16 protein-coding genes are annotated in these 21,183 nt (G+C 50.6%); 13 read left to right on the forward strand and 3 right to left on the reverse strand.

Annotated elements, in window-relative coordinates:
• The first annotated feature begins 63 nt into the window (after nt 1-63).
• Complete coding sequence (locus AC50Y3_RS03820; protein WP_494817785.1) at nt 64-984, forward strand: aldo/keto reductase; 921 nt, start codon at nt 64-66, stop codon at nt 982-984.
• 513 nt (nt 985-1,497) lie between these two features.
• Nucleotides 1,498-2,001, forward strand: a complete 504-nt coding sequence (locus AC50Y3_RS03825) for an NUDIX hydrolase (protein WP_494817412.1) — start codon at nt 1,498-1,500, stop codon at nt 1,999-2,001.
• Between the two features lie 34 nt (nt 2,002-2,035).
• Here the strand turns inward: AC50Y3_RS03825 and AC50Y3_RS03830 are convergent, their stop codons facing one another.
• On the reverse strand, nt 2,036-4,378 hold the full coding sequence (locus AC50Y3_RS03830; protein WP_494817413.1) for a heavy metal translocating P-type ATPase: 2,343 nt from the start codon (nt 4,376-4,378) through the stop codon (nt 2,036-2,038).
• A 192-nt stretch (nt 4,379-4,570) separates the two neighbouring features.
• Between AC50Y3_RS03830 and AC50Y3_RS03835 the strand changes: the two genes are divergently transcribed.
• From AC50Y3_RS03835 to rocF (AC50Y3_RS03860), 6 genes are all read left to right on the forward strand, one after another.
• Nucleotides 4,571-5,806 (forward strand): D-alanyl-D-alanine carboxypeptidase family protein, encoded by a 1,236-nt coding sequence (locus AC50Y3_RS03835; protein WP_494817414.1) that lies wholly within the window; start codon nt 4,571-4,573, stop codon nt 5,804-5,806.
• Nucleotides 5,807-5,910: 104 nt separating this feature from the next.
• Nucleotides 5,911-6,198 (forward strand): HesB/YadR/YfhF family protein, encoded by a 288-nt coding sequence (locus tag AC50Y3_RS03840; protein ID WP_494817415.1) that lies wholly within the window; start codon nt 5,911-5,913, stop codon nt 6,196-6,198.
• A 106-nt stretch (nt 6,199-6,304) separates the two neighbouring features.
• Nucleotides 6,305-7,180, forward strand: a complete 876-nt coding sequence (locus tag AC50Y3_RS03845) for a LysR family transcriptional regulator (protein WP_494817416.1) — start codon at nt 6,305-6,307, stop codon at nt 7,178-7,180.
• Nucleotides 7,181-7,537: 357 nt separating this feature from the next.
• Nucleotides 7,538-8,449 carry an arginase gene (rocF, locus tag AC50Y3_RS03850; RefSeq protein WP_494817417.1) on the forward strand — a complete coding sequence of 304 codons (912 nt, stop codon included), beginning with the start codon at nt 7,538-7,540 and terminating at the stop codon, nt 8,447-8,449.
• A 41-nt stretch (nt 8,450-8,490) separates the two neighbouring features.
• Nucleotides 8,491-9,681, forward strand: a complete 1,191-nt coding sequence (locus AC50Y3_RS03855; protein WP_494817418.1) for an ornithine--oxo-acid transaminase — start codon at nt 8,491-8,493, stop codon at nt 9,679-9,681.
• Nucleotides 9,682-9,735: 54 nt separating this feature from the next.
• On the forward strand, nt 9,736-10,671 hold the full coding sequence (gene rocF, locus AC50Y3_RS03860) for an arginase (protein ID WP_494817419.1): 936 nt from the start codon (nt 9,736-9,738) through the stop codon (nt 10,669-10,671).
• A 100-nt stretch (nt 10,672-10,771) separates the two neighbouring features.
• Here the strand turns inward: rocF (AC50Y3_RS03860) and AC50Y3_RS03865 are convergent, their stop codons facing one another.
• Complete coding sequence (locus tag AC50Y3_RS03865; protein WP_494817420.1) at nt 10,772-12,526, reverse strand: sigma-54 interaction domain-containing protein; 1,755 nt, start codon at nt 12,524-12,526, stop codon at nt 10,772-10,774.
• A 214-nt stretch (nt 12,527-12,740) separates the two neighbouring features.
• Here AC50Y3_RS03865 and AC50Y3_RS03870 point away from each other — a divergent pair, with 214 nt between their 5' ends.
• The 5 genes from AC50Y3_RS03870 (at nt 12,741) to AC50Y3_RS03890 (ending at nt 18,601) form a co-directional block, all read left to right on the forward strand.
• Nucleotides 12,741-13,655 (forward strand): proline dehydrogenase family protein, encoded by a 915-nt coding sequence (locus AC50Y3_RS03870; RefSeq protein ID WP_494817421.1) that lies wholly within the window; start codon nt 12,741-12,743, stop codon nt 13,653-13,655.
• 54 nt (nt 13,656-13,709) lie between these two features.
• Nucleotides 13,710-15,278 (forward strand): L-glutamate gamma-semialdehyde dehydrogenase, encoded by a 1,569-nt coding sequence (gene pruA / locus AC50Y3_RS03875; RefSeq protein ID WP_494817786.1) that lies wholly within the window; start codon nt 13,710-13,712, stop codon nt 15,276-15,278.
• 118 nt (nt 15,279-15,396) lie between these two features.
• Entirely contained in the window at nt 15,397-16,650 is a 1,254-nt protein-coding gene (locus AC50Y3_RS03880; RefSeq protein WP_494817422.1) for a Glu/Leu/Phe/Val family dehydrogenase, read from the forward strand.
• Between the two features lies 1 nt (nt 16,651).
• Nucleotides 16,652-18,058 carry an NAD-dependent malic enzyme gene (locus AC50Y3_RS03885; RefSeq protein WP_494817423.1) on the forward strand — a complete coding sequence of 469 codons (1,407 nt, stop codon included), beginning with the start codon at nt 16,652-16,654 and terminating at the stop codon, nt 18,056-18,058.
• Between the two features lie 198 nt (nt 18,059-18,256).
• Nucleotides 18,257-18,601: a hypothetical protein gene (locus tag AC50Y3_RS03890; RefSeq protein WP_494817424.1), complete on the forward strand. Its 345-nt coding sequence runs from the start codon at nt 18,257-18,259 to the stop codon at nt 18,599-18,601.
• Nucleotides 18,602-18,749: 148 nt separating this feature from the next.
• Here AC50Y3_RS03890 and AC50Y3_RS03895 read toward each other — a convergent pair whose 3' ends face one another.
• Nucleotides 18,750-20,963, reverse strand: coding sequence for a DUF4434 domain-containing protein (locus AC50Y3_RS03895; RefSeq protein WP_494817425.1), 2,214 nt, complete (start codon nt 20,961-20,963; stop codon nt 18,750-18,752).
• Between the last annotated feature and the right edge of the window lie 220 nt (nt 20,964-21,183).

Raw genomic sequence — 21,183 nt, forward strand, 5'->3', positions numbered from 1 at the left:
GTGGATGATTCTGATCTGCTCGTGAATTCGAATGGGAAAACGGAGGCGAAACGTAACATGAGCATGCAATATCGCAGACTTGGCAAAACCGATTTGAACGTATCGGTGATTGGACTTGGCACTTGGCAGTTTGGCGGCGAATGGGGACAGTCGTTTACTCAGGCTGAAGCGGATGCGATTCTGGACCGCGGTGCAGAACTCGGCATTAACCTGATCGATACAGCGGAATGTTATGGCGACCATCTATCAGAAGCACTTATCGGTGATTATCTATCCCGCCGCAAACGGGAGGATTGGATTGTTGCGACGAAGTTCGGCCATCATTTCCATGAGCGGTTCACGCGTACGGATGATTTCTCGGCGGCAGACGTCATCAGACAGCTGGATGCTTCACTGTCCGCGCTGAAGACGGATTACGTGGACTTGTATCAATTCCATTCCGGACCGGATGCGGTCTTTGATAATGACGAGCTATGGACGGTGTTGGACAAGCAGGTGCAAGCCGGCAAAATCAGACACCTCGGCACATCAATCGGCAGCAACCGTAATGTGCATCAGGTTGATGCGTCCACGAAGGTTGGTTCTAAGGTGATTCAAGTGGTCTACAATCGCCTTGATCAAGCACCGGAAGAGGAAGTATTCCCTTCCTGCTTGAGACAGGATCTCGGCGTTCTGGCACGCGTGCCGCTCGCTAGCGGATATCTGAGCGGCAAGTACAAGCCGGATGCGGTGTTCGATGTGACTGATGTGCGTCATCGCCACGACCGCGAGAGCACGATGCAGAAGCTGCAGGAAGTGCAGCGCATCGCGGCTGAGGAAGTGCCGGCTGGCGTCGATATAGCAGCATGGGCGCTCGCATGGTGCCTCAAGAACCCGGCAGTGACTGCCGTTATTCCAGGCTGCAAGAGCCCGGCGCAGGTCGATTCCAACGCAAGCGTCGTCGCGCTGCTGGAATCAGGGCATCCGCAGGATGTGCAGAAGTAGCGTTTGTTAGGTGGAGGTTGAGCAGGAGGTTCCTGTTCGACCTTTTTTTGTTAGGGGGCTGAAAAGCCGGAAGCCTGTAAGGCAATTGGGTGCTTGAGGGTCGGATAATCAGACTCTCAGCTGTGGACTCTCAGCGGAGTACTAGGGACAATCGATCGCAAGAGGGTGCTGGGAGTTTTAGTTTTAGTTTTAGAGCTGTAAGAGGCATATCCGCTTAAGTCAACTGCAAGAGGCTAGTTTAGGCGTAATAAGCGGTATAGCCGCTTATTGGTGACAGAAAGTGAAAGATGGGCTCGGTTTGCAGGGAATTAGGTTACTTTAAGTGGTATATCCGCTTACTGCGTCTGGAAGAAGCTTGTTTGAGGGCTATAAGCGGTATATCCGCTTATAGCCAGCCAATTGGTGATACGTAGCCGCTGTGGATGTTGTAGTATGAATACAGAATTCCAGCCAAGGACCGTATTCCATGCTAAACTAATCATAATGATCAGCTCAATCATGTGGAGGCGTGGGATGTACAAGTATACGATTTGTTTTATCGAACAAGGGGATAAGCTGCTCCTTTTGAATCGGGATCGTCCACCGGCAATGGGGCAGTGGAATGGTGTGGGTGGGAAGCTTGAAGCGGGGGAGACGCCGCTCGCAGGTGTGGAAAGGGAAGTCATCGAAGAGACAGGACTCCGTATCACGAACTTCCGGTATTGCGGAATCGTGACTTGGCGCGTGGATCGCGTAGATATCGGCGGCATGTATGTGTTCCGCGCATCAGTAGCAGAGCATATTAAGCTGAGCACTCCTCTGAGAATTGACGAGGGCTTGTTGGAGTGGAAGGAGAAGTCTTGGGTGCTGGACACAGGCAACCATGGCATGGGCATCATTATACCTAGATATTTGCCGGCTGTTTTGTCCGACGAAGCATGCTACGAGCATCGGTGTATCATCGATAATAATCAATTAACCGCATATGAAGCTATATCGATATCTTCAGATGTGGCTGCTTTACAAGTTAACATTTAGGCTCAAACGTACATAACAAAAAACTGAGAAACGGTTACCCGTGTCTCAGTTTTTTTGATGGTACTACAGGTTTGTTGACGTCGATAAGAATCGTGAGACTGACAAGGGTGACGAAGATCGTTGCTCCCATATCGGATAAGATAGCGATCCATAAGGTCAGCCAGCCCGGAATGGTGAGCAGCAGAGCGATTAGTTTCAGTCCGAGCGCACAGGAGATGTTGAAGAATATTACACGGTTCATGCGTTTGGCTACTCTTATCGCATCCGGCAGTTTTCCGAGATGATCCTGCATCAGTACAATATCGGCGGTTTCAATGGCACTGTCCGTTCCTTTGCCCATCGCGATCCCGAGATTTGCGAAGGCTAAAGCAGGAGCATCATTGATGCCATCTCCGATCATCGCGACGCGGCCGTCTCGTGCGAGTTCTTTGATTTTGTTTACTTTATCCTCCGGCAGCAGTTCTGCATGGTACTCCGTGACGCCGACGCGCTGTGCTACTTTCTGAGCAGAGATGGCATGATCACCGGTCAGCATTACGGTACGTTTCATACCGAGGCGATGCAGTGCATCGATGACGGCGGCGCTCTCCTCGCGAATCTCATCTGCGATCCCAAATAACCCAAGCACTTTCGTGTCATCTGCAACGAGCACGACGGTTAGCCCGCGATCTTTAAGCTGCCTCAAATGTTCGAGCACGTCCGATTGCAGAACCAAATGTGCGAGGCTATGTTCATTCCCGAGCCAATAGGTTTGCCCGGCAATGACAGCCTTCACGCCGCGTCCCGGTAAAGTCTCGATATCTTCTGCGTTCAGCAGCTCAGCTCCATGCTCCGTTACGGCTTTCATAATCGCTCCGGCTAGCGGGTGTGAGGAGCTGCGTTCGATCGTGCCCGCAATCGTCAAGAAGCGTTCTTCTTCATATACGACGGTTTCCTCTACGACCGGAACTCCTTTCGTGAGTGTACCTGTTTTGTCGAACGCTAGGGTGTTGATCTTGCCAAGCTGCTCGAGGTATACGCCTCCTTTTACAAGAATCCCGTTTCGAGCATTTCTGGTAATACCCGAGATAATCGCGATGGGGGAGGAGAGAATGAGCGCGCATGGACAACCGACAATGAGGACGGCCAACCCTTGATAGAGCCATTTGCTCCATGATCCATCCAACAATAGCGGCGGCACCAAAATAACAACTGCAGCAATGATCATAATGATCGGCGTGTAGATACGTGAGAAACGGTTGATGAACAGCTCCGTCGGCGTCTTCGTGTCTTGCGCTTCCGCGACCAAATGCAAAATCTTCGCCAGTGACGAGTCGTTATAGGCTTTCTCGATTTCAATATGAAGCACACCTTCGTTATTCAAGCTGCCCCCAAAAACTTGATCCCCGATGGTTTTATCTACCGGAAGCGATTCGCCTGTTATGGCTGCCTCGCTCACGGAGCTTCGACCGCTCGCGACTTTCCCGTCCGATGGGATTTGAGAGCCCGGCATTACTATAACAAGATCGCCTTTGCGAAGTGATGAGATAGGTACAAGCTTCTCGATACCGTTAACCAGCGTCCGAGCTTCCTTCGGCGCGGATTCCAGCAATGCAGACATCGATCGACGCGCCTTCTCCATGCCGAAGCCTTCCAGCCACTCGTTGATGCCGAAGAGGAGCGAAACGAAGGCAGCTTCCTTCCATTCCTGTATGCCAATCGCGCCAATCAGCGCAATGGTCATTAACGTATCGATATTGAAACGTAGTTTGATTAGGTTTCTTAGACCGCGCATGAACGTTGTGTAGCCGCTCAGAACGATGGATAGGAGATAAAGGGCAACGATAAGTCCGGACAACCAATACTCTTGTGCAAAAAAAGCAACGCCATACAGCACGGTCGCCGCGATCAGGCCTTTGTTTTCGAGCAAACTGCCGCCATGTGCATGTGAGTGGCCGTGTCCTTCATGACCGTGGCTATGGTTGTGATTATGACCTTCGTGCTGAACATGCCGACGTGAACTTCCGTTTCCATGGTCATGTTTGTGCTCGTGACTATGTCCGAGACCATTCTCATGTTCATGCTCGTGGCTATGTCCATGCTGGTGCCCATGTTCATCCGCGTGTCCATGTCCGGCTATATGATCGTGCCCATGTCCATGTTCTTCTGAATGCCCATGCCCCACATGCGTTGTCGCGCCAGCTTCGTGTACGATGAAGGCATCCTCTTCTTTAAGCAGCTTCTCCACGGCTTGCAGCGAAACGAGGGGAGGGAGCTTCAGCTTGCCGGATGTATAGCTCAGAGCGGCTTCCTGGCCGTGCTCCAGCTTACGAATCTGTCGTTCGAGCTCCAATGTACAACTCACACACGAGAGTCCTTTTACGCGATATTCATTCATAGAGACAACCCTCTCTGCACCCTCGATTTATGAAATCTTGCCTATAGAATAGGTTGAACCTGTCGGGCTGTCAAACCGATCCATCATAGCTTTTGCCAGATGCCACAAAATAATAATTGAAGTACAGCCTTTCCAGATGGTACGTTAGTAGCAGATGCAGGCTTCGAGCGTACTAGGAGGTCATTTACTGTCATGGCTCAAAACACCATTAAGCGCATAAGCGCATTGTTTCTTCTTCCACTGATCTTCTGTTTTGCTGTTCCAGTCTATGCAGAAGAGGCTGTACAGGCTCAGCCCAACTTAGCCTCCGAATCGGTGATCCTGATGGATGCCCAAACCGGAACCGTGTTATTTCAAAAGAATGCCGAGAAACAGCAGTATCCGGCTAGTATTACGAAGATCGTCACCGGCATTATCGCTTTAGAGTATGAAAGCGTTTTATCGAATTTGGTGACGGTGTCAAAGGAAGCCCGCGGTGAAGAGGGGACACGTATCTATCTGGCGGAAGGCGAGCAGGTGCCTCTGGAGAAGCTTCTATATGGAATGCTCATGAACTCCGGCAATGATGCGGCAACTGCAATCGCTGAGTATATAGACGGTTCGAAGGCGAAATTTGCTGAACGAATGAATGCTTTTGTCAAAGAGAAAGCAGGTGCGGAGCACACCAATTTCGTGAATCCGAGTGGTCTTCCAGACGAAGCTCAGGTTACAACTGCGCTCGATATGGCCCGAATCAGCAGATATGCGATGCAAAATGAAATGTTCCGTAAAATCGTCGGAACAGAGCGAATGCCATGGGTGGGGAAAGAATGGACCTCCTCGCTCATCAACCATAATCAGATGCTTAAAGACTATGAAGGAACAACGGGAATTAAGAACGGCTACACGGAAGCAGCAGGCTTCACGCTTGTTACATCGGCGAAACGCGATGGTATGGAGCTGATTGGCGTTATTTTAAAGTCCCCTTCCAAAACTGCGGTGTATAAGGACATGACAACATTGCTTGATTACGGCTTTCAACATTTTGAATTAAAGCAGCTGATCGCTGCGAATGAATCCTATCCGTTCACAAGCAGTGCACCTGCCGAATTCATTGCTGCTGAGCCGATGTGGGCGGTGCTCCCCAAAGGCGAGACACCGGCTGTTACCGTAACCTCCCAAGGAAATGTTTTGGTAACTAGCTCGATCGGAACGGTAGATGCTGGTACAATGGAACCAGTCAAGCCGGAGCTTCCTGTAACCGTTGCTTCCGTTACGCCAAGTCCGGAAGAAGAGGCGAGAATGACGGCAGACGTACAAAGCGATGAGCCTTCAGGAAGTACGAAGCTGACGATTTTTATTATATGGATGTCACTGCTCATGTATTTGGCAGTGCTTTCGTACTTGAGGCTTAAACGGCAGAAACAGGAGCGTTCCAGCGGTTTATAAGTGGATGTAGGCAAGAATTGATTCTTTGCGAACAAAGAGGTAAAAGCGGGCTGGACGGCGTATATATAACATGTAACCGTATCCAAAATGAGGAGATGGAAGCGATGAGGATAATGGTAGAACAATCGGCCGCACGCTGGTATATCAGGGAAATGGAATTGTCGGATGGCGATCAATTGCGTATTTTCGTTCGTTTAGGTGGCAGCGGCAGTGTTCAACCAGGCTATTCACTCGGCATCATGAAGGATGAACCAAGAGAACCCGGGCTTCATCAAGTAGTTGAAGGCATAACGTTCTTTATGGAAGCGGATAATTTGTGGTATCTGGAGGATCGTGAATTGCAGATTCGGTTTAACGAGCAAGAGGATGACATCTGGATGGACCTCGTGTAAAAGTTGAACAATACCGTGGAGTAGAAGGGCGGGCCTCGTGCTTGCCCTTCTTTGCGTTCACCTCTATAATGAGTCATTATGGCTTGACAAAGGCGGATTGTTCGCAATGGATTTTAAGAAATATAAGACCTTCCAAGTAGTTGCCGATACCCTTAATCTTACAAAAGCAGCTCAGCTGCTCGGCTATACGCAGCCGACCATTACGTTGCAGCTGCAATCGCTTGAGAGTGAGCTTGGCGTCACCCTGCTGAACCGAGTCGGGAAGAAGACGTATCTTACACCATCCGGTAAGCTTGTTAAGCAGTATGTCGATCAGACATTCGCGCTGATGGATGAGATGGAAGCGGAGCTCCGCAAGCTGGATAACCCGCATGGCTTGTTAACCGTTGCAGCACCTGAATTTTATTGTACGCAGTATCTATCCCTCATCATCCATTCCTATATTTCGCAAAATCCCAAAGTGAAACTGCAGCTGTTCTCTTGCGACAGCAATGATGCGATGAAGAAGGTTGCCACGAACGAAGCGGATCTTGCCATCATCGCCGGACCTTGTGATTCCCAGCAGATGGAGCTCATGCCGCTTGGCAAAGAAGATCTCGTCCTTGTCACGACCAAAGAGCTGTTCGAGAAGCACGATACGCGCACCTTGCTCGAGACTTATCCCTTTATTACATACAAATCCGGGTCCAACATTCAGCGGCTCGTAAACGAATGCTTGCAGGAGTACGGCTTCACCCCTGATAAATACATCGAATGCGTCACGGATGAAACGATCAAACGCACCGTGCTTTATCATACCGGCACCGCATTGCTCGGCTCAGCGCTCGTCGAAGACGAGCTACGCAAAGGAACACTAGCCGAAATTCACCGCTTCCCCGGCAAAATCGAAACCTCCATGGTCATCCTCAAGAAACGGATCACCGAACAAAACATCCAATCCTTCTCCGAAATCGTCCAGAGAATCTGGAAAGAGTGGGACTAATGTTTTTAATAAAAACCTTTAATTGGCCATCGCGGCACAATTAAAGGTTTTTTCGCTACTAAAAGTTGCACGGACAAGACGAAGTCGTATAGATGAGGGGATGGGTGTGGGGGAGTGGAGAAGCGCGAGCGTCCGTATTTGTACTCGAATAATATCCGCAGGGTATTGTTCAAATTAATTCGAGTACAAGAAACGGTCGGAACCCCCCACACCCAATCCCCTCCAACGCGCCGAAGCAATTCCGTGCATAATCATACATAGGTTTTCTCAATTGTAATCATTAACTATTTCAATTTTTTCTATAAAAATCCCTATGCTACAATGGACATACTTGAAGATATGGAAGGAGTGCAGCAGATGAACGCGGTGAAAAACAACAACATTTCCATTATCGGTGTGCCGCTGCAATATGGTGCAGATCGCAAGGGCGTCGACTTGGGCCCGGATGCGATTCGAGGTGCGAACCTTCATGAACGGTTGAAAGCGCTCGGTTTTAACATTGAGGATCTCGGAGATTTGAGCGTACAGCGTATGCTCGAAGCACCGCATCAAGGTGAAAAATTGAAGCACCTAAGCGAAATCGTACGCGTCAATACGGAGCTGTGCAAACGAGTTTCCGCTGAAATGGGTAAAGGCCAATTCCCGCTCGTTCTGGGCGGCGACCATAGCATTGCAATCGGAACAATTAAAGGCGTCCTGCAGCATGTGAAACGGCTTGGCGTCATTTGGTTTGATGCCCATACGGACGTCAATACACATGAAACGACGCAGTCCGGTAATATCCATGGCATGTCCTTAGCGGCTGTGCTGGGCTACGGGCATCCTGATCTTGTAGGCATCGGCGGCATCGAAACGAAGCTCCGTCCGGAGAACGTTGTCATTATCGGCGCGCGGTCGATCGACCCGGGGGAGCGTGCTTTTCTGAAGGAGAAAGGCATTCGCGTTTTCACGATGCACGACATTGACCGAAATGGCATGAAGCAGGTCATGGAAGAAGCCATGGAGATCGTGACAAACGGAACCGACGGCGTCCATCTGAGCTTGGACCTCGACGGAATGGATCCGTTTGAAGCGCCAGGTGTTGGTACGCCGGTGTCAGGCGGGATGTCGTATAGAGAGAGCCATTTTGCGATGGAGCTGCTCTTTGAACGCAATATTCTTGTATCCGCCGAATTTGTAGAAGTGAATCCAATGCTGGATCAGCACAATAAGACGGCAATGGCCGCAGTGGAATTGATCGGATCGGTGTTTGGCGAACGTATCCTATAACCGCATATTCTGTAAGAGACATCGTAAGGGAGAGTGCCAGTATGGGTACCGTGACTAATCGCATTATCGAACAAACGGAGCGCTTCGGCGCCCCGAACTATCATCCGCTGCCGATCGTCATTTCGAAAGCTGAAGGCGTATGGGTGGAAGATCCGGAAGGCAACAAGTTTATGGATATGCTGAGCGCGTATTCGGCGCTTAATCATGGACATCGCCATCCCCGCATCATTGCGGCGCTTAAGGAGCAGGCAGACAAAGTAACGCTCACCTCCCGCGCATTCCATAACGACCAGCTTGGCGAGTTCTACGAGAAGCTGACCGCGCTGACCGGGAAAAGCATGATTCTACCGATGAACACAGGCGCGGAAGCAGTTGAAACAGCACTAAAAGCGGTTCGGCGCTGGGCGTACAGCGTGAAACAGGTGCCGACGGATCAGGCCGAAATCATCGTATGCGAGGGTAATTTCCACGGCCGCACCATTACGGTTACGTCGTTCTCATCCTCTGAGGAATATAAGGAAGGCTTCGGACCTTTTACACCGGGGTTCAAAATCATTCCTTACGGCGACCTCGACGCTCTTCGGGCAGCGATTACGCCGAACACGGCGGCATTTCTGGTTGAGCCGATTCAAGGGGAAGCGGGTATCGTTATCCCAACCGAAGGTTTCCTAAAGGCAGCCGCGGATCTATGCAAGGAGAACAATGTACTCTTCGTGGCGGATGAAATCCAAACGGGATTCGGCCGTACTGGTAAGCTGTTTGCATGCGATTGGGAATCGGTTGTTCCTGATATGTATATTATGGGTAAAGCACTTGGCGGCGGAGTGTTCCCGATCTCGGCCGTTGCGGCAAACGAAGAGCTTCTCAGCGTATTCAGCCCGGGTTCACACGGTTCAACCTTCGGCGGCAACCCGCTAGGCTGCGCGGTCGCGATCGCTGCGCTGGATGTGCTTCAGGACGAAGAGCTGGTGAAACGCTCCAATGAGCTCGGTGCTTATTTTCTCGAGGAGCTTCGCCAGATTGCCAATCCGGTTATAAAAGAAGTACGCGGACGCGGTCTGTTTATTGGTTTGGAGCTGCACGGCGAAGCTCGGCCATATTGCGAGAAGCTGAAGGAATTGGGGATTTTGTGCAAAGAAACGCATGAAACGACCATCCGCTTCGCGCCGCCGCTTACGATCACGAAAGAACAGCTGGATTGGGCGCTCGCGCGGATCAAGCAGCTTTTCTAAACCGGCTGCAGCCGGCAATTAGCATGTAGACGACGAGTAGGATGGTGGGCCACGATGGCAGAAGTGAACCAAGCAGCAGAGAACAGGAAGAAACTGAGTTTGATCGCGGTGCCTTTCGGACTCGGAGCAGGACGTCCGGGCACGGAAGAAGGACCGGAAACGATGATGCAGGTCGGATTATTGCGTCAGCTCCGCAAGACAGCCTACGAGATTACAGGCGAACATAAAGTAAAATGCCCACAGAAGCCGACAGCGGCGTCTGCCAAAGATTCAAGCCTTAAGCATTTGCCCGAAGTGAAGGAAATGAGCAGGCAAGTGGCTGAGCTAGTTGCGCAAGAAGTGGGCAAGGGCAGCATTCCGCTCGTGCTCGGCGGAGACCATAGCGTAACGATCGGTGTATTGGCAGGTCTCGCGAAGGAGATCGCGAGCGTTGGCGTTATCTACTTCGATGCGCATGCGGGACTTAACACGGAAGAAAACACGCCAACCGGCAAAATGGGCGGGATGTCGCTTGCCGTCGCGCTTGGCAAAGCGAAGCTTACACTTGCCGATATTGCGGGCGGCGTATCGAAGACGGCGATTAGGAAAGAGAATGTAGTCCTTATCGGAGTCCGCGATGTTGAACCGGAAGAGCGGGCGCTCATTCTGTCCGAAGGGATCACAGTATTCACGATGCATGAGATTGATCGGATGGGCATCGAGAAGGTCATTTCGAAGGCTGTTGAAATTGCAGGACAAGGCACGGATGGCATCCATGTAAGCTTCTCCGCAGACTGCCTCGATCCGATGGAAGCACCGGGAGTAGGCATGCAAGTACCTGGTGGACTGACATATCGTGAAGCGCATTTTGCCTGTGAATTGCTGGCAGAGACGAATCGCATCATCTCCATTGATGTCGTTGAAGTGAATGGCATGATGGATGAAAGCCGCCGCACAGCTCGACTGGCTATCGGACTTATCGCTTCCTTACTCGGTAAACGAATTATATAATGCAAGCCGAAGAAAAGCCGTTACGATAACGATCCCAAGGATCGCTCGCAGCGGCTTTTCTTCGTTCGATGTCCTTATGAGTCGGTGCCAGTTTAGGTTTTTATTCCAGCCCGAATTCTTTCATCTTGTTATACAGCGTTCCTCTGGATACGCCAAGCAGCTTGGCGGCGGCGCTCTTGTTCCCGGCTGTCTTGGCAAGCGCGTCGTGAATGAGCAGCTGCTCTTCTTCGAAGTTGCTGCTTGCTTTTAACCGCTTCTCGCCATCGGAAGAGGGCGAATCGGTATCCTTGCGGGTAAGTGCCAAGCTCGGCTGTCTGGCCTGAAGCGCTGCAGGCAAATGCTCTAATGTAATCGTATCTTCATCACTTAGAATGATGCAGCGCTCAATGACATTGCGCAGCTCAAGGATGTTGCCCGGCCAATCATAGTTGGCAAAAGCCAGCATCACTTCCGGAGACAACGCAGGCAGCGGCTTCTGATAATGCAGCGAGAACTGCTTCAGATACATCTGCAGCATCGCCGGAATATCTTCCGGCCGATCACGAAGCGGCGGGATGGAGAGGGAAACGACATTCAGCGCATAATACAAATCGGACCGGAAAAGCTGCTCTGCCACTTTTGCTGCCAAGTCTGTCGTCGATGCCGCGATAATCCGCGTCCGCAGCGCAATCGGTTTGCTGCCGCCCGTGCGTGTGATCGTTTGCTGCGAAATGTAGTGGTACAGCTTAGCTTGCAGCTCTAAGGACAGTCGGTCAATTTCATTTATGAACAAGGTGCCGTCTTTCGCTAGCTCCAGCTTGCCGGCTTCCCCGGATTCAGCTCCGGTGAAAGCCCCGCCTTGGAAACCGAATAGCTCCGTTTCGAGCAGGCCCATAGGGACAATGCCGCAATTCACAGAGAGAAACGCATGATCGGCACGCGGACCGGAATTATGAATAATTTGAGCTAACTGCTCTTTCCCTACACCGCCTTCACCGATTAGAAGTACCGGAGTGTCGGTTGCTGCGACTTTCCTCGCCCACTGCATGACTTTACCGATGGCAGGCCCTTTGCCTTTCATGAGGGAGAATAATTCCTTATCGGCGGATTTCTGCATATGCGAGAAGGTGTGAGCTGAGCTTAGTTCTTCGTTCAATCTGACTAGCTGCGTAATATCCTGCTCGGCTGCGATGCCTCCAATAATCATGCCCTGCGAATCGCGAATAGGAGCGGCGTTAATGAGAACATGCGTGTCTTCGCGCGGCCGATGATACGTGTTGCGAATCATTCTGCCTTCATCGAGTATTTTCAATACCATAAGGGTTTCTGTATCAAAATGCTCCCCGATGCGCCTGCCAAGAATCTCGGCTTTGGGTAAGTTGTAGATTTCTTCCGCGACCGGGTTCCAGCAGATTACCTCGCCGCTTCGATCGACAACCGTAACGGCTTCCGTAACGGTTTCCGAGAGCGTTTTGAAGTAGGCTGACCAGCGCTGCTGCTCCGAATCGAGATAACGGACCAGATCGGATAAATGAATGTAGCCCACAATCGTACCGCTGGCATCTCGAAGCAGAACAGGGCGATTCGTCGAGTAGGTGGCTAAACGGAAGGAGTCATTCCCTGCTTCGCAAAGGACGGAACGAAACCAGGGGTTCTCGCCAAGCAGCTCCGGAGCGGAGGCTTGCTTATCCAGAAGTCCGCTCTCAAGGAGAGCCAGATCCTCGGGAATAACGAGGACAGCTTGCTCCATGTCTTCCTTAATAGCAAGCAGGACGGCTTTGTTTTCTCTTAATGGTTGCAGCAGTTGTTCCACTGTCGCTGCGCCGGGCAGAAACATCACTTGATTGTTCAACGGTAGTTGTTCAATTTTGAACATAATGGCCCTCGCTCTGGCGTAAGATGACTCAAATTTACCATACTTTGTCGAACTTATTCAACAGAATTGCCCATGGTGAAGCTTGTACAGTTGTTCAAAACATTGGATGAACACATTTATTGAACAAATACTGTTCAAAATAAAGATTAGAGTGTATAATTCTTAGTAGTGAAATGAACAACTTTGTACAACTCGGATGGGGGGACTTGATCGCATGGAAGTGATGCTTCGAAATATGTTTCAAGCATTAGGCAAGAGCCGATCTGCCAACCGTTTAGCTAAGAAATATGGTCTTCGCTTTGGCGCAGCCCGTTTTGTCGCAGGCGAGACGATTAAACAGTCGATCGATGCCGTACGTAAACTCAATGATGACGGTCGTATTGCGACGCTGGATCACTTGGGTGAATTTGTCTTTAGCGAAGAAGAAGCGCGTGAGTCCGCAGACATGTGTATTCAGACACTTGATGCGATCGCAAGCTCCGGTGTTACTTCTAATCTGTCGCTCAAGATGACCTCGCTGGGACTGGACATCAGCCGCGAACTTTGCATGAGCAACATGAGACGGATTTTGACTCGCGCACGGATGCATAATAATTTTGTCCGAATCGACATGGAAGATTACGCGCACTGCCAAGTTTCGCTCGATATTTACGAGGAGCTTCGCAAGGAATATGACAATGTCGGCATTGTTATTCAAGCGTACCTGTACCGGACAGAACAAGATATTCAGAACTTGAATGCGCTTGGCGCCAATTTGCGCCTCGTGAAGGGTGCATATAAGGAATCGCCTAACGTGGCGTTCCCGGAGAAGAAAGACGTGGATGATAATTTGAAACGGATTATCCAGCAGCATATGAAGAACGGCAATTATACCGCTGTAGCCAGCCATGATCCTGCCATTATTGATTTTACGAAAGCATTCGTGCAAGTGGAGGGCATTTCGAAGGATCGCTTCGAGTTCCAAATGCTGTACGGCATCTGCGAGGATTTACAGAAGCAGCTCGTGCAAGAAGGCTACCGTGTTCGCGTGTATGTGCCTTATGGCGTCGATTGGTTCGGTTATTTCATGCGCCGCCTTGCGGAACGTCCGGCCAATGTTTGGTTCGTTCTCAAGAACATGTTTAAGTAAATAATAGCTTTACGAATACATTAGACCCGTAACCGGGAGAGGAGCCTGACAATGATGAATACATTTACAGAAGTGAAACCATATGCGAACGAGCCGTTTACGAACTTTGCTCTGGAAGAGAACAAGAAAGCGATGCAAGCGGCAATTGCAAAGGTGAAATCTGAATTGGGTCGTCATTATCCGCTTACGATCGGCGGCGAGAAGATCGAGACGGAAGCGAAAATCACGTCGATCAACCCCGGTAACATAGACGAAGTAATCGGTTATGTGAGCAAAGCCGATCAGAAGCTTGCGGAACAAGCGATGCAAGCGGCATTGACTACGTTTGAAACGTGGAAGAAAGTTCCTGCTCGCGAACGCGCGGAATACTTGTTCAAAGCAGCTCATCTGATGCGTGAGCGTAAGCATGAATTCTCCGCGACGATGATTCTTGAATCCGGCAAAAACTATGTAGAAGCGGATGTTGATACTGCAGAAGCAATCGACTTCCTGGAGTTCTATGGTCGTGAAATGATTCGTCTTAGCAACACGAATGAAACACAGCCGCTGACGAAAATTCCGGGCGAAGATAACAAAATCACTTACATTCCGCTTGGGGTGGGCGTTGTTATTCCTCCTTGGAACTTCCCCCTTGCGATCTGTGTGGGCATGACAACAGCTGCTGTAGTTTCGGGTAACACGGTGCTGCTTAAACCCGCATCGACAACACCGGTTATCGCACATAAATTCTTCGCCCTGATGGAAGAAGTAGGTTTGCCGGCAGGCGTTATCAACTTTATTCCGGGCAGCGGCGCAGAAGTGGGCGACTACTTGACGACGCATCCGAAAACTCGTTTCATCAGCTTCACAGGCTCCAAAGAAGTGGGTCTTCGCATCAACAAGCTGGCAGCTGATACCGTTCCGGGTCAAATTTGGATCAAACGCGTCATTGCCGAAATGGGCGGTAAAGACGGCATCGTGGTCGATGAAACAGCGGATTTGGAAGCAGCGGCAGCGGCTATCGTAGCATCTGCATTCGGTTTCCAAGGCCAGAAGTGCTCCGCAGGTTCACGTGCGGTTATCGTAGAATCGGTTTACGATCAAGTGGCCGAGCGTGTTGTCGAATTGACGAAGAAGTTGAAGTGGGGTCTGCAAGAGCATGATTTTGCTGCAGGACCAGTTATTGATAAAACATCCTATGACCGCATTCTTGATTATATCGAAGTGGGCAAACAAGAGGGGACACTGCTTGTTGGCGGCGACAAAGCTGAGGGTAACGGCTATTACATCCAACCGACAGTGTTCGGCGATGTAGGCGGCAAAGCGCGGATCATGCAAGAAGAGATCTTCGGACCGGTACTGGCGCTTGCTAAAGCGAAAGACTGGCAGGAAGCTATTGCCATGTACAATGATACCGAGTTTGGTTTGACGGGTTCCTACTTCTCCACGGACGAAGATCGGATTGCCGAAGCGCTTGAAACGGTTCATTGCGGTAACTTGTATATCAACCGTAAATGCACAGGCGCGCTTGTAGGCGTTCATCCATTCGGCGGTTTCAATATGTCCGGAACGGATTCCAAAGCAGGCGGCTATGATTACCTGCTGCTCTTCACGCAAGCTAAATTGACTTCCCGCAAAATCTAATGAACTTTGCGGCCCTCTATGCTAATTGCTTGGAGGGCCTTTTCTCTTTTTCGCCGAAAGCCATGCTAAGCCAATCATTCATTCTAGTTACACATCCACCTGAGGGGGCCCTATACAGATGAATAAGGTCAAAGAAAATGTTGACGTACTTGCCAGAACGCAACAAGTCATTGAAACGGCTTTAACTAAGCTAGGTTATGAGAGCGCTTTCTATGAGCTGCTTAAGGAGCCTCTGCGTCTGCTAACTGTTCGTATCCCGGTGAAAATGGATGATGGCAAGGTGAAGGTGTTCACGGGTTATCGCGCGCAGCATAATGATGCAGTCGGACCGACCAAAGGCGGCGTTAGGTTCCACCCGGATGTCACGCAAGAAGAAGTGAAAGCGTTGTCGATGTGGATGAGCATCAAGTGCGGCGTTACGAATTTGCCGTATGGCGGCGGCAAGGGCGGCATCCAGTGTGATCCGCGTACGATGTCCTTTGGTGAGTTGGAGCGACTTAGCCGCGGTTATGTAAGAGCGATCAGTCAGGTTGTCGGACCGACAAAAGATATTCCGGCGCCGGACGTATTTACGAACTCGCAAATTATGGCGTGGATGATGGATGAGTACAGCCGCATCCGTGAATTTGACTCCCCGGGGTTCATTACAGGCAAGCCGCTGGTGCTTGGCGGCTCGATTGGCCGTGAATCGTCCACGGCGCTTGGCGTGAGTATCGTCATGAACGAAGCGGCTAAAGTGCTTGGAATCCCAATTCAGAAGGCGCGCGTTATCATCCAAGGCTTCGGGAATGCAGGCAGCTACCTGGCGAAATTCTTGCATGACGCTGGTGCAACGATCGTCGGTATCTCGGATGCGGCAGGAGCGCTCTATAATCCCGAGGGACTTGATATTGACCACTTGATGGACCGCCGCGATTCGTTCGGCTGTGTCACCAATCTATTCCCGAATCGCATTACAAACCAGGAATTATTGATTCAGGATTGCGATATCCTAATTCCGGCGGCAATTGAGAATCAAATTACGGAAGACAATGCACATCTCATCAAAGCAAAACTGCTCGTAGAAGCTGCAAACGGGCCGACGACTCATATGGCTACGCAGATTTTGACCGAACGCGGGATTATGATCGTACCTGACGTATTGGCGAGCGCCGGCGGCGTGGTTGTATCGTATTTCGAATGGGTACAAAATAATCAGGGATACTATTGGACAGAGGAAGAAGTTAACGATCGACTGAAAAAGATTCTTGTGGATGCGTTCAACAATGTGTACCGCACTTCCCAAGAGAAGAAGACAGATATGAGACTGTCCGCCTATATGGTAGGATTAAAGCGGGTAGCTGAAGCTGTAAGATGGAGAGGTTGGGTCTAAGATGGCACAAACTAGCATTATTTTCAGGTTAGAGCTGGATCACAAGAAAGTTACCTTCGGCGATGTAGCCGCAACAATCAGCAAAGCGGGCGGCGATATTACTTCCATTGACGTCATCCGCCCGGGACATGACACTTCAACACGCGATATTACAGTAGATCTCTCCGACAAAAATGAATCGGTTATGGTGGATGCGCTGCGTGGACTTGACGGCATCTCCGTTATCAACGTGTCGGACCGTACGTTCTTGGTTCACTTGGGCGGGAAGATTACCATTCAACCGACGCTGCCCATCAAGAATCGCGATGATTTGTCCAAGGTGTATACACCGGGAGTAGCGCGCGTGTGTACGGCCATCGCTGAGAATCCGCACAAAGCTTATTCGCTTACGATAAAACGAAACACAGTTGCCGTAGTCACAGATGGAACAGCGGTTCTCGGACTCGGGGATATTGGCCCGCATGCTGCGGCACCCGTAATGGAAGGGAAAGCGATGCTGTTCAAGCAATTGGCAGGCGTTGACGCATTCCCATTATGTCTGGATACGAAAGATACGGAAGAACTCATCCGGACGATTAAGATCATGAGTCCGATCTTCGGCGGCATCAATTTGGAGGATATCAGTTCTCCGCGCTGTTTCGAAATCGAAAGCAGGCTCGCCGATGAGCTTGATATTCCGGTCTTTCATGATGATCAGCACGGTACAGCCGTAGTTGTTATCGCAGGGTTGCTAAACGCCCTTAAGGTAGTCGGCAAACGAATCGAGAATATCCGTGTGGTAGTAAATGGGATTGGCGCAGCAGGCGTTTCGATCTGTAAAATGCTGCTGCAAGCCGGTGTGAAGCGGCTTGTCCCGGTTGACCGTGACGGTGCTATTATTCGCGGTGGATCCTACGAGCATCACCCGATGTGGCAATGGCTCTCCGAGCAGCCGCAGGTTGAGGCGAACAGCGGCACGTTGAAGGAAGTTATCGCAGGTGCCGATGTATTCATCGGGGTATCGCGTGCGCGCGTGCTTGGCGAGGAAGATGTGAAACGAATGGCACCGGGGAGCATCGTATTCGCGATGGCCAATCCGGAGCCGGAGATCGCACCGGAAGAGGCGCTTCCGCATGTGGCCGTATTTGCGACGGGCAGAAGCGATTACCCGAACCAAATCAACAATGTCCTCGTATTCCCGGGCTTGTTCCGCGGAGCGCTCGATTGCCGGGCAAGAAGAATCAATGAGCCGATGAAATTGGCGGCAGCAAGAGCGATTGCATCGGTCGTCTCCAGCAGCGAGTTGAATGAGCACTACATAATTCCGAGTATTTTCAACGAGCAGGTCGTCATCCAGGTTCGCAAAGCAGTCATCGAAGCGGCTATTCTGACGAATGTCGCGAGACGGACACCTCCGGAGTATCGGTAAATAGCTCGTACATGCATAAACAGCTGCAGGATTGGGTTGCTCCTTCCTGCAGCTTTATTTATGATGAAATGGTAACTATTATTTTACATCTGTGGGGAGAGGGACGTTCTGACTCATAAACAGCTGGCTTCATCATGCTTTAATAAGGTTTGGGATCTGCTGAGTAAGGAAGCGCGAACAGAGCGGGAGAACGAAGAGATGGTGCATCTCTGCCACAGCTCGTTCTGGCATTGGACACAGGTGGAGGAGCACACGCCTACGAATCTGTCTGTCGGCTACTGGCAGCTGGCTCGCGTTTACGCTGTTATTGGACAAGGCAGCCAAGCACTCGATTATGCTAACAAATGCTTGAAGGTCACCACTGATGCGGAGCTGGATGCCTTCTATATGGCTTATGGATATGAAGCGGCTGCGCGGGCTTATGCGGTGTTAGGCCAAGCCGCTAACAAAGACGAGGCGTTGGCACAAGCGGCCGATTACGCGGAGCAAGTTGTGGATGCAGAGAGCAAGAGTTGGGTAGTTGCTGACCTGGCCGCGATTTAGTCGAATAGGGGCTGTCTCAAAAGTGTAGGTGACTTTTGAGGTGGCCCTTTTTTGTTGCGCAAGTGTAGCTGGAGTTGCTGTAGCATGAGGTACAGCTTCAGGGTGAAATTGTTGAGAGTCGGATTTCCCGACTCTCAACAACAGCCAACTACTGCTTCACTTGGATCTCATCGATAAACGTCCAGGCGCTGCTGGCAGGTTCGATCTGCACCTTCACGTATCGACCAGTCACGCTGCTAAGGCCGGTTACTTTATACGTTTTCGTTTGGTCCGTGGCGCTGACAGCCGGTTTATTGACGATACCGACTTGCGTGAAGTTCACGTTATCCGGCGAAGTAAAGAACGTAACCTTCTTCGGAAGCAGGATATAGACCGATTTGACTTGAAGGAAGTTCGAAGTCACCTCTTTAATCGTCTTCGAGCTGCCGAGGTCGATTGTAAAGGAATAGGTGCTGGCCGTATTACGCCCTTGCCACGCGGCATCGGAATAGACCGTGGAGCCGAAACTGCTGTTCGTTAACTCACCGCCGCTATCCGGATAGGAAACATCAGCAGCCAGTGTTGACGTATAGGTTTTGCCGGCTGACAGATTCGTAGGGTAGCTGGTGCCGGCTAAAGTAGTGACGGATATTTGAGATGATGCGGCGGAATTGTTTCCGGCTGCGTCGAACGCTTGCACTTTATACGTATAGGTGGTGTTCGCACTTAGCTGACTGTCGTCAAAAGTGGTTCCAGCCGAATACGCCGTCCAGACAACCTCATTGTTTCGATAGATCTTATAGCCGACTACGCCGGTAGCATCCGTTGAAGCCGTCCAGCTGAGGTGCGTTGTGATTGAAGTAGTTGAAGATGAAGCGAGAGAAGTAGGGGTTGTAGGTGCTGTCCCGTCTAAGGTTCCGGAGGTTACGTAATTCTGATAAGTGGTGTAGTAGAGCGGGTTTACTTGCTGCGGACTAATAAAATGGTTAAAGCTGAAGCTGAGATAGTTCGTTACATAAGAGGAGACAGCGTTGATATCCGCTACCATCATCGATAAATCCATCGGCTGAAAATCCAGATTGAACGTCTCGGCATCATCCCAAAGCAACATGGCAGGCCGCGCATTTGTGATCGCTGCTTTCGTGGCGGAGAACCAAGCACCAAGCTGTGCAGTCGTTGCGTGACCGGCGCCGACACCGTCTTGCAGCGCCAGAATATCGAGGGAGCTGTTCGGGAGAATCGCTTCCCACATCGTTTGCCAGCCGGAAGAAGTCTGTCCGCCGGAGGTGTTGTAGAACGGGGAGATCATCACTTTCAGTGAAGGCGACAATGTCTTAATGTAACCGGCTACGGTTTGATAAAAGGTGTTCATACGGCTCCACTCCGTGGAAGTTGGGAAGTTCCAGTTATCAACTTCGAAGGAGAGATAGAACCCCTTCAAAGATGCGTTCGTCCCATATTTGGCGTAGAGATCGCCCGCCAATGTTTTGGCGAAATTTGCCTCGTTCGTAAGCCAAGTATTGTCGCTGGCATACTTGCCGAACCAGTCTTCATTGAGCTGCAAGCCGAGGTAAATGTCTACGCCATACGTATTCCCTTTGGACAAAGCTTTGGATACGACGTCAATGGACGTATTTTGCGTATAGCCCGTAAGTGCGGTCGTCGGATAGACCATCGTGTGGGATTTGCTGTTGGCCGTCCACTGCAGGACCAGTTGATTCATGCCAACATCGGTCATTTTCTGATATTCGGTGTTCCACTGCGTGTCCGTCCACGTATTGCCTAGATCGGGCTGTAGAAAGGTGCCATTAAGCTTCGTTACTCCGGATAAAGAAGCGGGGCTCACTTCCCATTCGTCAATAAATGACCAGGTGCTTGCGGCACTTGTAACGGTGATTCTCACATAACGTGCAGAGATGGTGGAAGAGGCAGAGCAGGAGTAGGGGACAGCTGCAATGTCGACGCCAGCGCCTTGCTGCGAGACTGTACAAGCTGTTGCATAGCTTGTTCCGTTCGTTGATGAAGCGTAAGTGACGAGGGTAGGAGGTTGGATCGCGGCACCGGTGTACTTGAAGAAGTTGGACTTGAAGTCTTTGAAGGATTGGGCAGTTCCGAGGTCAACGGTGAAGCTGTAGCTGGTGGCGTTAAAGCGTCCTTGCCAGTTTGCATCGGCTAGCAAAGGGGAGGCGTAAGTGCCGTTAGTCAGTTCTATGCTGCTTGTATCGGGGTAACTGGCATCCGCGATGGTGGAAGCAGTGTAGGCTTTGCCGAGAAGCAGGTTAGTGCCGGAAGCGAACGCCTCCTTAGGAACAGGTGCTGCAATGCCAACGATAGATAGTACGACGAAGAGTGAGAGCAATAATGAGAGAGTACTCCTTTTCATAAACGACCTCCTTTAAGGTGGGTGGCATGAATGGAATAAACCACATTAATTTAAATATAATGTGGAGTATTACACCACACATCGCCAGATTACTCGCATCACGCTAGGAAGTCAATCCTTTTTTAGAGTGCCGATCGTGCTCGTATTGTAAAAAATATCCTTTACATCCCCGGTAGGCCATACTATAATTGGAGGAAATAACCGTCATAATTTATAAACT

This window comes from Paenibacillus sp. J22R98 (genome assembly GCF_059383835.1).

Coding starts and splice junctions, on each gene's coding strand:
- AC50Y3_RS03820 (WP_494817785.1), top strand. CDS start 64: ATGCAATATCGCAGACTTGGCAAAACCGATTTGAACGTATCGGTGATT.
- AC50Y3_RS03825 (WP_494817412.1), top strand. CDS start 1,498: ATGTACAAGTATACGATTTGTTTTATCGAACAAGGGGATAAGCTGCTC.
- AC50Y3_RS03830 (WP_494817413.1), bottom strand. CDS start 4,378: ATGAATGAATATCGCGTAAAAGGACTCTCGTGTGTGAGTTGTACATTG.
- AC50Y3_RS03835 (WP_494817414.1), top strand. CDS start 4,571: ATGGCTCAAAACACCATTAAGCGCATAAGCGCATTGTTTCTTCTTCCA.
- AC50Y3_RS03840 (WP_494817415.1), top strand. CDS start 5,911: ATGAGGATAATGGTAGAACAATCGGCCGCACGCTGGTATATCAGGGAA.
- AC50Y3_RS03845 (WP_494817416.1), top strand. CDS start 6,305: ATGGATTTTAAGAAATATAAGACCTTCCAAGTAGTTGCCGATACCCTT.
- rocF (WP_494817417.1), top strand. CDS start 7,538: ATGAACGCGGTGAAAAACAACAACATTTCCATTATCGGTGTGCCGCTG.
- AC50Y3_RS03855 (WP_494817418.1), top strand. CDS start 8,491: ATGGGTACCGTGACTAATCGCATTATCGAACAAACGGAGCGCTTCGGC.
- rocF (WP_494817419.1), top strand. CDS start 9,736: ATGGCAGAAGTGAACCAAGCAGCAGAGAACAGGAAGAAACTGAGTTTG.
- AC50Y3_RS03865 (WP_494817420.1), bottom strand. CDS start 12,526: ATGTTCAAAATTGAACAACTACCGTTGAACAATCAAGTGATGTTTCTG.
- AC50Y3_RS03870 (WP_494817421.1), top strand. CDS start 12,741: ATGGAAGTGATGCTTCGAAATATGTTTCAAGCATTAGGCAAGAGCCGA.
- pruA (WP_494817786.1), top strand. CDS start 13,710: ATGAATACATTTACAGAAGTGAAACCATATGCGAACGAGCCGTTTACG.
- AC50Y3_RS03880 (WP_494817422.1), top strand. CDS start 15,397: ATGAATAAGGTCAAAGAAAATGTTGACGTACTTGCCAGAACGCAACAA.
- AC50Y3_RS03885 (WP_494817423.1), top strand. CDS start 16,652: ATGGCACAAACTAGCATTATTTTCAGGTTAGAGCTGGATCACAAGAAA.
- AC50Y3_RS03890 (WP_494817424.1), top strand. CDS start 18,257: ATGGTGCATCTCTGCCACAGCTCGTTCTGGCATTGGACACAGGTGGAG.
- AC50Y3_RS03895 (WP_494817425.1), bottom strand. CDS start 20,963: ATGAAAAGGAGTACTCTCTCATTATTGCTCTCACTCTTCGTCGTACTA.